7 protein-coding genes and 1 pseudogene are annotated in these 11,368 nt (G+C 60.1%); 2 read left to right on the forward strand and 6 right to left on the reverse strand.

Features of this window, described 5'->3' with window-relative positions; translation table 11 throughout:
- Positions 1 to 168: 168 nt before the first annotated feature.
- A protein-coding gene (locus QOC89_RS09935; RefSeq protein ID WP_323044848.1) for an IS6 family transposase occupies positions 169 to 896 on the reverse strand; the annotation gives its coding sequence in 2 pieces (ribosomal slippage) (positions 169 to 347 and positions 347 to 896; 729 coding nt in all).
- Positions 897 to 1,180: 284 nt separating this feature from the next.
- On the opposite strand from QOC89_RS09935, the gene QOC89_RS09940 reads away from it, so the two are divergent.
- Entirely contained in the window at positions 1,181 to 2,887 is a 1,707-nt protein-coding gene (locus QOC89_RS09940) for a 3-(methylthio)propionyl-CoA ligase (RefSeq protein WP_323044849.1), read from the forward strand.
- A gap of 405 nt (positions 2,888 to 3,292) precedes the next feature.
- Here QOC89_RS09940 and QOC89_RS09945 read toward each other — a convergent pair whose 3' ends face one another.
- Entirely contained in the window at positions 3,293 to 4,348 is a 1,056-nt protein-coding gene (locus tag QOC89_RS09945; protein ID WP_323044850.1) for an alpha/beta hydrolase, read from the reverse strand.
- Between the two features lie 549 nt (positions 4,349 to 4,897).
- On the opposite strand from QOC89_RS09945, the pseudogene QOC89_RS09950 reads away from it, so the two are divergent.
- A pseudogene (locus QOC89_RS09950) lies at positions 4,898 to 6,245 on the forward strand (response regulator); the annotation flags it as partial.
- A 480-nt stretch (positions 6,246 to 6,725) separates the two neighbouring features.
- Here QOC89_RS09950 and QOC89_RS09955 read toward each other — a convergent pair.
- The 4 genes from QOC89_RS09955 to QOC89_RS09970 all read right to left on the reverse strand — a co-directional run bounded on the left by QOC89_RS09955 (position 6,726) and on the right by QOC89_RS09970 (position 11,253).
- Entirely contained in the window at positions 6,726 to 7,040 is a 315-nt protein-coding gene (locus QOC89_RS09955) for a hypothetical protein (RefSeq protein WP_323044851.1), read from the reverse strand.
- A 13-nt stretch (positions 7,041 to 7,053) separates the two neighbouring features.
- Positions 7,054 to 8,610 (reverse strand): methyl-accepting chemotaxis protein, encoded by a 1,557-nt coding sequence (locus QOC89_RS09960; protein ID WP_323044852.1) that lies wholly within the window; start codon positions 8,608 to 8,610, stop codon positions 7,054 to 7,056.
- Between the two features lie 292 nt (positions 8,611 to 8,902).
- Positions 8,903 to 10,798 carry an ATP-binding protein gene (locus QOC89_RS09965; RefSeq protein ID WP_323044853.1) on the reverse strand — a complete coding sequence of 632 codons (1,896 nt, stop codon included), beginning with the start codon at positions 10,796 to 10,798 and terminating at the stop codon, positions 8,903 to 8,905.
- Complete coding sequence (locus QOC89_RS09970) at positions 10,798 to 11,253, reverse strand: response regulator (protein WP_323044854.1); 456 nt, start codon at positions 11,251 to 11,253, stop codon at positions 10,798 to 10,800. Before QOC89_RS09970 ends, QOC89_RS09965 begins: the two co-directional genes overlap by 1 nt.
- Between the last annotated feature and the right edge of the window lie 115 nt (positions 11,254 to 11,368).

Genomic DNA, 11,368 nt, shown 5'->3' on the forward strand with positions numbered 1-11,368 from the left:
TAAGCAGGCCGCGCAGTCTCGGCGCCGGACCTCGCGCACCCACGGACGCGCCCGCGTAGGCAACCGCGCCGACCACGGCAATCGACAGCACGGGGAGCGCATGCGCGGCGATCGGATTCTGGTGCAAATAGGTAAGCGGGCTGAGAAGTTTCCTATTTGAAGGATACCTTATCGATCGGACAGGACAGCATTCCATACGGCGGGCGCAGCGGCATCCTTGAGGCCGAGTTTCGCGATATCGAACTGGCCCTTGCGAATGCGATGCATCAACTCGATACCCGCAATCGTAGTCGCGGCGCTGCTGAAGCGTTTGAAGCCGAGCATCGTGTTCGTTCTCGATTTGATGGGCGATGGTCCTGCTCGATCAGGTTGTTAAGATACTTCGAGGACCGGACATTCGTGCCTTCAGGCAAAAGACCATCGACCTTCATCTCACGCGGCGCGCGGTGCGAGGCAGCATTGCCATCGAGCGTGATGGTCTCCGGGGACTGCCCCTGATGCCTGATGGCCATGCTGAAAAAGGCTTTGGCCGCGGCCACGTCGCGCCTCGCCCTGAGCATGAAGTCCACCGTCTGACCAGCCCGATCCACCGCCCGGTACAGGTAGACCCACTTGCCGCGAATCTTCAGATAGGTCTCGTCGACACGCCACGAGTGACCCGCAGGTGTAGCAAAGCGGTTCCAGCGTTTGACGAACTCGGGTGAATAACGCCTAACCCAGCGCAGGATCGTCGTGTGAGCCAGCGACAAACCCCGTTCAGCCATCATCTCGACCAGATCGCGTAGGCTGAGCTTGTAGCGCAGGTACCAGCGAACACACAGAATGATGATCTCCCGATCAAAGTGGCGTCCACCAAACAACTCCTCAGGCTCTTCAGTTTGCTCATCGCGGGTCATCAGTTCGTTTCACTCCGACAACTCTACCCGATCCGCCGACCCTATTTGCACCAGAGCCTTGTGGCTGACTACGGTCTGACATGCGCGTGGCTATTCACCGCGCGCGGATTGCGGGTGCTACAGACTCGAGACATGAGCAATATGCGTCTTATCTATTTGCAACACTCCTAGGCTTCAACTATGTTAAATAGCCGGAAGGCTCGGCTGCCGGGCGGGTGGCATGTCCGATATTCCTGGCACTCTACGCGATTCCGAGTTCTAGACAATAGCAGGGAGACTCGGCTATGACGACACCGCTGCTCGGACAGATGATGGACGTGCCGCTGACGGTTTCCTCACTGCTGGCCCATGCGTCACGTCACTTCGGCACGACCGAGATCGTGTCAAAGCGCATCGAAGGCGACGTGCATCGCTACACATATCGCGACTGCGAAAAGCGCGCGAAGCGACTGGCGCAGGCGCTTATCGCGCTGGATGTGCAGCCGGGCGAACGGATCGGCACGCTGGCATGGAACGGTTACCGCCATCTGGAAGCCTATTACGGCACCACAGGCTTCGGGGCCGTCTGCCATACCATCAACCCCCGGCTCTTCCCCGAGCAGATCGCATGGATCATCAACGACGCCGATGACAGCTACATGCTGTTCGATACGACGTTCGTGCAGCTGATCGATTACCTTGTGCCCCTTTGCCCGAAGGTGCGTGGATGGATCGCGCTTGCCGACGACGCGCATCTGCCTGCGATGCAGACGCCCATACCGCTCATCAGCTACGAGACGTTGCTCAAAGCGCACGACGGCGCATTCGACTGGCCGCTCCTCGACGAGCGCCAGGCATCGTACCTCTGTTACACCTCGGGCACGACAGGCAATCCAAAGGGCGCGCTGTATTCGCATCGCTCCACGGTGCTGCACGCGTACGCTGGTTCGCTGCCGGATGCGATGTGTCTATCGGCGCGCGACTCGGTGTTGCCCGTCGTGCCGATGTTTCATGCGAACGCATGGGGCATGCCGCATGCCGCGCCGCTCACGGGCGCGAAACTCGTGCTTCCGGGCAAGGATCTAGACGGAAAATCCCTGTTCGAACTGATGCAGGCGGAGCGCGTCACGTATTCCGCCGGCGTGCCAACCGTCTGGCTTGGCCTGCTCAACTACATGAAGGAAGCGGGTGTGCGGTTGTCGTCACTGAAACGCGCGGTGATCGGCGGGTCCGCTTGCTCGCCGGCGATGCTGTGCACCTTCGAGGAATACGGCGTCGAAGCCATTCACGGATGGGGCATGACCGAGATGTCACCGCTCGGCACGGTCGCTAAACTCAACTGGGAACAATCACAGCGGCCGACGGAAGAGCAGCGCAGGCTGCGCGAAAAGCAGGGGCACGTGATCTACGGCGTGGACATGAAGATCGTCGGCGACGATGGGCGCGATCTGCCGTGGGACGGCGTCGCGTTCGGCGAACTTCACACGCGCGGTCCGTGGGTGATCAAGCGGTATTTCCAGAAGGATGACTCGCCGCTCGTCAACGGCTGGTTCCCTACAGGCGATGTGGCCACTATCGACCGGGACGGTTTCATGCGCATAACCGACCGCAGCAAGGATGTTATCAAGTCGGGCGGCGAGTGGATCAGTTCGATCGAAGTCGAGAACCTGGCGATGGCGCATCCGGCCGTCGCAGAGGCGGCCTGCATCGCCTGCGCGCATCCGAAGTGGTCCCAGCGGCCGCTGCTCATCGTCGTCAAGCGCAAGGATGCGGAGCTCACGCGCGATGAACTGCTCGCGTTCTACGAGGGCAAAATCGCCAAATGGTGGATCCCGGATGACATTGTCTTCGTCAATGAATTGCCGCATACGGCCGTTGGCAAGCTGCACAAACTGAAGCTGCGCGAGCAGTTCTGTGATCACCTGCTGCCGTCGGCGCTCGAAGTTGAGAACTGTCCGCTTGCCGAGGAACGCGCAACGGGAGGAGCCGGGTCGAAACCTGCGGCGGAATAATCGGAAGGAGGCTGTCAAAGGGACCGCCACCGCACCGTCATTGGTTCAACCGGCCGTAGTCGACCGAGGGTGTGGCAAAACACAAAAGCTGAAGGTTTTGAGGGGTCCCTTTACCCTTCACAACACGCCACCAGGCCGTTGTAGGCCATTCTCGAAAGCCGATTTGTTGAACGAGAGGCGTGAGCCTGCGTTTTGACACACGCTCGACCCTCTCCGGCCGTTGTGGCGAACGCGACGTGAACGGCCGCTTCCGCGGTCCAGCGGTCAATCGTGCACGCGTGCTGCCCGTCACGTCAAGTCATCGGCCGAAGATTGGGCGGCACAGCGCACTCGCACGGCGATGCGTGACGAGGATGACGCCGGAATACATCAAAAAATCGCCCTGCGCGCCCCGACAAGACTGGCTTAACGCGGCGTGGGCTGCTCAAGGAAGTTTTGCACGGCGTTGAACAGTTGTAGCCGGTTTTTCTCCATTATGACTGTGTGTGTCCCTTCGCCGATCAGATCGTATTGCTTCCACGGCGCACCGGTCAGCAGCGGAAACAATGCCTGCGACATGTAAGGCGGCGTGTCCTGATCCCACTGCGCCTGGACCATGAGCGTCGGCGCGGTGATCTTGCCCGGGTCGTAGGTCGCCTTACCGGACATGTAGTAGCCGCGAATGTCCTGCGTCACGCCATTGGGCGCATGCAGGGCCGGCGGGCTAGCGGATGCAACATTCGGATCCGTCGCCCACGTCGCCTGCTGCCACTTGTCGAACCAGCCGGGCGGAATCAGGTCGGCGCGCTTGTCCTCCGGCACGCCCTTGTACCAGCGCTCCTTCGCCATCTCCGCAGTGACCAAGCGATAGGCGCCGAGCTTGGCAGCTTCGCCCGTTGGCGGAGCATCATGTGAGAGCCAGACAGGTGCGTAAAGCACCAGCCGATTCACCTTCTCCGGTTGCGCGGCCGCGAAACCGCCGGCAATCGTTGTGCCCCACGACCATCCCATGACATCCAGCTTGCTCAGGTGTTGGCGAGCCAGCACCCAATCTACGACGGCGGCATAGTCCTGCACCGCTTGTGCAGTTGTTTCCACGGGCTGCCCGGCGTCAGCCGGCTGGTCCATGGACGCTGGACGCGTCGAATGCCCGTAGCCGGGGAGATCGAGCAGGTAGACATCGAAGCCGCGTCTCGCCATGTAATCCATCCACGACATGCCGTTCAGTTCGAGATCGAATGCCGTGCTGGCGGGATAGGTAGCGCCGTGGACGAACACAAGCGTGTGAGCGGCGTCAAAATGCGTTTGATTGGCCGGACGCTTGTTGCGGACATAGATCTTGATGCCCGGCTGCGGCGATGCCACCATCGCTTCTTCTGTGACGAGCTTGACGGGCGCCGCGGCACAGGCGGATGTCGTCCCAGTTATGCCAGAAAGAAATGTAAGGATAACTGATGATGCAAGGCATTGCGAAAATTTCATTTACGTCTCCGTAAGCCGTTTTGCCGGCGGTCTTTTAGAATAGAGACCTCACTGTATCAAGACTTGCGGCGGGATGTAAGTGCATGCTGAAAACCCGGCGAGGTCGACTCGCCAAGAATGAAACACAGAGACGGTGTCGAAGACCCGCACGACGGTACGGACGGCTAGTTCTCCGACAAGATTGACGCAACGATGGGCGCCTTTGAACGCGCGCGTTCGCTGCCGCGCAAACGGCAGCCGCACACGTCTGCCTGCTGCGCGAGCGGCCGGTGATGCCGATCACTTGACGGATCAAGTCTGTACCTGAATGCCCGGTACCTGGGCGTAACCGACGTTCAAAGCGCGGCCCAACGGCCGTAGATGGCCAGACAATTTCCGATGCAATTGGCATAACTCGAGCCATAGACGTCCTTCCGCGTAGATGCCCAGCAACGGCAGGTCTCTACGGGATTGTGTTGAAAAAGTCTTGTTTTGGATCAGGGCGCTGGAGTTGGCACGACCTTATCGAGTTGTGACGATCGGCGAAGCGGTGAACTTGAGCGAGGCAACAATCCTGCGCGTCAGCTCCGGTCGCTCGACGACCTCCTGCGACGGGCGCTGGGCGAGTCAATTGAGATCGAGTCCGTAGTGGCGGGGGTTGTGGAATACGATTGTCGACCCGAATCAGCTTGAAAACGTGATCCTCAACCTCGCGATCGATGCCCGCGATGCAATGCCCGATGGCGGCAAGCTCACTCTTGAGCTATCGAATGCGACGCTCGACGACGCCTACGTGTCCTCGGTTCCCGACGTCGCCGCCGGCCAGTATGTGATGATGCTGGCCGTCACGGACACCGGAACAGGCATGAGCCAGGAGGTGATGGCGCGCGCTTTTGATCCATTTTTCAGCACGAAGCCCGAGGGTCGGGGTACCGGGCGGGGCCTGAGCATGGCGTACGGCTTCGTCAAGCAGAGCGGCGGGCACATCCGCCTCTACAGCGAGATCGGCGAAGGAACGACCGTCAGGATCTATCTGCCGCGTTCGACCGGCGCGGCAGTTGAAACCAGAGCGGCCACGCCTGCCGATCTGAAGCACGGCAACGAGACAATTCTCGTCGTGGAGGACGACCTGAAGGTTCAGTCGACGGTCGTGGACCTGCTCTCAGGCCTCGGCTATGCGGTGCTCAAGGCCAACGACGCCGACCAGGCGCTGACCGTCGTGGCGAGCGGCGTGCACATCGATCTGCTGTTCACCGACGTGGTGATGCCCGGCGTCCTGCGCAGTCCCGAAATGGCTCGGAGGGCAGTTGCGATGTTGCCGGGGCTGAAGGTTCTTTTTATTTCCGGATACACACAGAACGCCATCGTGCACGGCGGCCGACTGGACCGGGGTGCGGAGCTGCTGAGCAAGCCATATAGCCGTCAGCAACTCGCCGCCAAAGTGCGGCAGGTGCTCGGCACCAGCGATAAAAAGGCGGGCGGAGCAGAAGCGGCCGGCAACCGTGCGGGCAGCGGGCCTGGGGCAGATGGAAACGGGGACGGCCTGCGCATCCTAGTCCTGGAAGACGACGCCGCGTCGCTCGAGGCAACCTGCGAACTGTTGGCGCTGGTCGGGATGCGTCCGCAGCGCGCGGCAAGCGCAGCCCAGGCGCTGAACGCGCTTGACGGAAACGACTTCGACGTCCTGCTCACGGACGTCATCATGCCACTTATGTCGGGCACCGAGCTGGCGCGACGCGCGTGTGCCATTCGTCCGGAACTTCGGATCATTTTCGCTTCGGGAAACGCTGTCCCGGACCACGAGAGCTTCGGCTTCGAATGGTCGGCGCTGCGCAAGCCCTTTACGCTTGATCAGTTGCGTGTCGCCCTGCAACCGGCCGACAGGCGACAGGCCAGCCGTTCTGCCGGTGATGCGTAGTCCGCGACGACCGACAAGGCGAGCGAAAGTACTGGTTCCCAATAGCACGCACGGTTGAGGTCGCAACGCATCGCTGGACGTTCGTCATGACCAGCGCGACGAACTGGCCGGGGACCAGCGCTTGTGCATGTACCCTTTGAATCACATGGCCAGTCAGATACCGTTCCTAGTCGCGAGTGAAAGCGGATGACCCAAGCTGTACCAGTATCGGGCACAGCCTGGGTGCCTGTCCGCTCTCCTCAAGAGACGTTGGCGATGCAGCCGCAAGGGACCGCTTATGGCCGAAAGCACCTGTTCGGCAAACGCTCTCCGGAGCGGACGTCGAAGTCATCAACGGCAGCTTTCCGGCGGATTGACTGGATGCGTACTTCCGGCCAGTTAGAGTCACTCGAATCGGATTCGTGAGCGTCAGATCACGGGCCGACATGAGCCATAAATAGTCGTGGTCTCAGCCTTGCGGCGCTCGCACTTAAGAACGGGTCATCGTGCGGTCGCGTCAGAAGGAGGGGTAACGCCGATCACCATGTTGGGGGCGACGGTATTGGTGAGTTCAAGTAGTGCCGAGTGATATTCCACGGGCGAGGCCACATCGTGCATCCACGACAGGGCCTCTTCAATGCACCGTCGGAATGACCGGGTCACCCCCTCAATGCGCTGCAACGTCGTGAGGTGAGGCAGGACGGCCTCCAGAAACTTGCCCAACACCATCGCCTGCTCGCCAGGAACACCCATTTTCTTTGTGTTGGCCGCCATGAGTTCGACTACCTGGCCCGGCACATCGTCAGTATTGTTCAATTGTCAGACCCGCTCAGAATGTCTGCCAGTCCGAAGCGCCGGTACCGGCCGCGATGACGGTTTCCCTGTTTGCGGTAGTGACTGGCGCCCTCTCGGCCGACGTTGCACGAGGGGGCGTGCGAACGGCCGGTGCCGGCCGACGCGGTTCGCTCCACGAAGCAACTGCCTTTGACGCGGATGGCCCCCTGTCGGCAATCGTGAAGACAGCCACGGCCTCACGCAACCCCTGCGCCTGCTGGGCCATCGACTGCGCCGCTGCCGCGGCTTCTTCCACGAGGGCGGCGTTCTGCTGGGTCACCTGGTCCATCTGGGTGACGGCCTGATTGACCTGCTCGATGCCGGTGCGCTGCTCTTCCGAGGCCGAGGAGATGTCGCCCACAATGTCGGCAACACGCTTCACTGACTTGACGACCTCGCTGATCGTGCTGCCTGCTTCCTCAACGAGCTTTGATCCTTCGTCCACCCGATTCCCCGACTCGCTGATCAAGTCCTTGATTTCCTTGGCTGCGCTTGCACTGCGTTGGGCGAGCGTGCGGACCTCGCCGGCCACGACGGCAAACCCCCGCCCCTGTTCACCGGCGCGAGCCGCCTCGACCGCTGCGTTAAGCGCAAGAATATTCGTCTGGAATGCGATGCCCTCGATAACGGCGATGATCTCTGACATTTTGGCCGAGCTGCCGGAGATCCCGTGCATTGTCTCCACCACACGTCGGACCACGTCGCCGCCACGCTGTGCGATTTCCGACGCCGTGCTGGCCAGCGTGGTTGCCTGCCGTGCGTTGTCCGCGTTATGACGGACGGTGCTGGTCAGATCTTCCATGCTAGAGGCGGTTTCCTCCAGCGACGCCGCCTGCTCTTCGGTGCGCTGGGACAGATCGGTGTTGCCCTGGGCGATTTCGCCGGCAGCGACCGAGATCGACTCGCTGGAGGTCTGGATACCCCGTACGATCGTCGTCAGCTGGTCCTTCATGACGCCCAGCGAGAACAGCAGGCTGCTGCGATCGGCCGCCTTCAACCGGACCGCCGTGTGCAGGTTCCCGGCTGCAATGTCGCTGGCGAGTGCCGCAGCATCGCGTGGCTCACCGCCAAGCTGCCTTGCGAGGCCGCGCGCGATGAGCAACGCCAACGACAGCGCAATTGTCGATGCAGCGACGATCAGTCCGATCACACGGGCAACAGCATGCGAATACGCCTGGCCTGCCGCCGTGCCTTCGCGGACCGATCCCGCCACATTCACGTCAATGATGATGGTGATGTCCTTTTCAATTGCGGAGCGAATCGTGGTCGCCCGACCTTTCAACAGCGACATGGCGTCCGCCCCCTTGCTCTCTTTCGCCAGGGCATGGATCTGTTGATCGATCTGCATGTATTGCGGCATCAGCGTCTGGATGTCCGCGAACGCAACCTTTTCCTCCGGCTCCGAGATGAGTTTCTCGTATTCGGCGACCGCGTGATCATAGGTCGCAATGCGGGCCTGGCTTTGCGACTCGGCGTCCTGGATTTCAGCGGGGGTCTGTGCAGTGGCAAGGCGGTATTCGGCAAGGCGGATGTCGCGCAGGCCGGCCTGCATCTGCAGGCTATCGTGCGCCCGCCGAGACAATCGCCGCGTTCGGCCGTCGGACGCTAGCCGGCCAGGAACGGCCCTTCACAATCTGTTCGCAAACGTCCGCTGATAAGGGGCGAGCCGCCCTTCGGTGTTCTCAGGTTGAGCGGCAGCTTCGCGAGCCTTGGTCCTCGATCCAATTCAAAGGTGACTCAATCTCCTTAACGGCATGTGCGAGAAGGTCCAGCAGGTTGGCGTCGACCACGCCCACTTTCGTCCGTCATCGGGATCGCATGTCGGCCTTCTGCACTGGCTTGGGTTATAACGGCACGACACGTTCTGGGCGCATCTCCTCGCCGGGCAGGGTGAACTGAAACGTCGCACCGCGTCCGGTTCTGGGATTTGCATACAAACGGCCGCCATGCGACTCGATGATCCGCCGACTGATGGACAGTCCCATCCCCGTGCCGTTCTGTTTCGTCGTGAAAAACGCTTCAAAAATGCGCTCGGGTTCGTTGGTCGGAAGCCCGGTACCCGAATCGCTCACCGAGACCAATAACTGATCATGCTCGGTCCTCTTCGATCCGATGATCAGTTCACCACCGGTGTCCTGCATTGCCTCGATGCCATTGAGCATGAGGTTCATCAGGACCTGCTGAAGCTGTACGCGATGTGCTGTTGTCCTCGGAAGCCCCATATCGAGCTCGGTTCGGATCGAAATGGACTTCCGATCGGCGGCGTCCCGCAGCAAAACCGTCATTTCCTGAACGATTTCGTTCAGGTCCAACAGTTCCCGCTCTGGCGTGCTTCGCCTGTAGAGTGAGTCAATGCCGTCAATGATGCTGGAGGCACGCATGACGGCCGCGAGCATTCCCGAGGCGGCGTCGCATGCCTCTGTAATATCGGGGGCGTCACGCCGAAGCCATTGCATGCACGCGCCCGCGCTCGTGACCGCGGCGGCCATCGGCTGCTTGATTTCGTGAGCCAGGGAGGCGGTCAGCTCCCCCATCATGCTGACGCGATTGATGCGCGCGAGATCTGTCTCGAGCAGGCGCAAACGTTCGCGCTCTGTTTCAGCACGTTTTCGGTGGGTGATATCGTTGCTCGACTCCAGAGCTGCCACCGGCACACCCTGCGCATTGCGTTGCAACGACCAACGGCTCTCCACTGGTAGCTGTGTTCCGTCTTTCCTGGTACGCACCAGCTCGCCTTCCCAGTGATCAGCATCACGCAGCTCCGCCGTGATTCGCTCGAACGGTACTGGTAAGATCGTCTTCAGAAGCTCGGGAGCAAGCTCGCCTTTGGCGTCCTCTGTTGACCATCCGTACAACGCCTCCGCGCCACGATTCCAGTACGTGATAACTCCGTTCATGTCGCAAACACAAATAGCGTCATGCGTCAAATTAAGCAGACTCGCCTGTTCCCGTAGCGTTTCTTCAGTGCACTTTCGCTCAGTGATATCCGTCAGCGCTCCTACGAAGAGGAAACTATCCGGATTCTCGCCGGTAAAACCATGAGCCACCGCTCGCACGTATTTGACAGAACCGTCGGACAACACCAGGCGATGCTCGGCCGTGAAGGCGTGCCTCTCGATCGAGGCACGGTCGAGGATTTTCCGCAAACGCGTCCGGTCCTCCGGATGAGTTCGGTCGATCACCATCTGAACGGTGGGCTTTGTCGCACGGTCGCAGGCAAAAATTCGATAGGTCTCATCGGACCAGTAGATTTCCCCGCTCGCAACGTTCCAGCCGAAACTGCCCGTGTGGCTGAGCCGCTGCGCCTCCGCCAGATACATTTCGCTTCGGCGTAGCGCCTCTTCTGCCTTCTTGCGTTCGGTTCGTTCCTGGGCTTCGCGCAACGCTCGTTCAACTGAAGGCACCAGCCTTGATAGTCGCGTTTTCAGAACATAATCCGTCGCCCCAATCTTAAGTGCTTCGATCGCCACTTCTTCGCCAAGCGTGCCGGAAACAAAGATAAACGGCAGTTCTGGACGGACACTCAACGCGAGTTTTAAAGCAGAGAGACCATCGAATGAAGGAAGTTTATAATCAGCGAGAATCAGTTCAATTTCAACCGTTCGTAGAGCCGTCATAAATTCCGCACGAGACTGGACGCGGACTACCTGGCAGACGCGATGAGCTTCTTCGAGGAGCTCTTGAATGAGCTCCGCGTCATACATATTATCCTCTAGCAACAGAATGCGGAGCGGAGACATTATCGTACCTTTTTGATGCTGCCGGGCGGCGGCTCATTGATGAGTGCCCAGAAGACGCCTAGTTCCTTGACGGCATTGATAAATTCGTGAAAATCGACCGGCTTTACTACATATGCGTTAACCCCGAGGTTGTAGCTTTTCACCATGTCTTTTTCCTCATGGGACGATGTCAGCACCACCACAGGTATTATCTTCAGGTGCTCGTCGGACTTGATTTTCTCCAGGACTTGCAAACCATCGACCTTGGGAAGTTTCAGGTCGAGCAGCAAGACCGCCGGATTTTCGCTCGAGCGCGCAGAAAACTGTCCCCTGCAATAAAGGTAATCCAGAGCCTCTTTTCCGTCTCGGGTGACCGCTACGTCATTTGCCAAATTGTATTCCGCCAGCGCGGCCAAAGTGAGTTCGACGTCTCTCGGGTCGTCCTCAACGAGCAAAATGCGTCCCAATTCGTTCATAGTATGCTCGCAATCCTATTGGTCGTCGCATCCCGTGCTTTAGGCAGGGAGAAATAGAAAGTGGCACCGCGGTCAAGCATTCCCTCGGCCCGGACCTTTCCGCCATGGCGCACGA

This window comes from Paraburkholderia sp. (assembly GCF_034668105.1).
GTDB lineage: Bacteria > Pseudomonadota > Gammaproteobacteria > Burkholderiales > Burkholderiaceae > Paraburkholderia.

Excerpts from the sequence above, each read along its gene's own strand:
- QOC89_RS09945 (WP_323044850.1), bottom strand. The coding sequence starts at position 4,348 with ATGAAATTTTCGCAATGCCTTGCATCATCAGTTATCCTTACATTTCTT.
- QOC89_RS09960 (WP_323044852.1), bottom strand. The coding sequence starts at position 8,610 with ATGCAGGCCGGCCTGCGCGACATCCGCCTTGCCGAATACCGCCTTGCC.
- QOC89_RS09940 (WP_323044849.1), top strand. The coding sequence starts at position 1,181 with ATGACGACACCGCTGCTCGGACAGATGATGGACGTGCCGCTGACGGTT.
- QOC89_RS09965 (WP_323044853.1), bottom strand. The coding sequence starts at position 10,798 with ATGTCTCCGCTCCGCATTCTGTTGCTAGAGGATAATATGTATGACGCG.
- QOC89_RS09970 (WP_323044854.1), bottom strand. The coding sequence starts at position 11,253 with ATGAACGAATTGGGACGCATTTTGCTCGTTGAGGACGACCCGAGAGAC.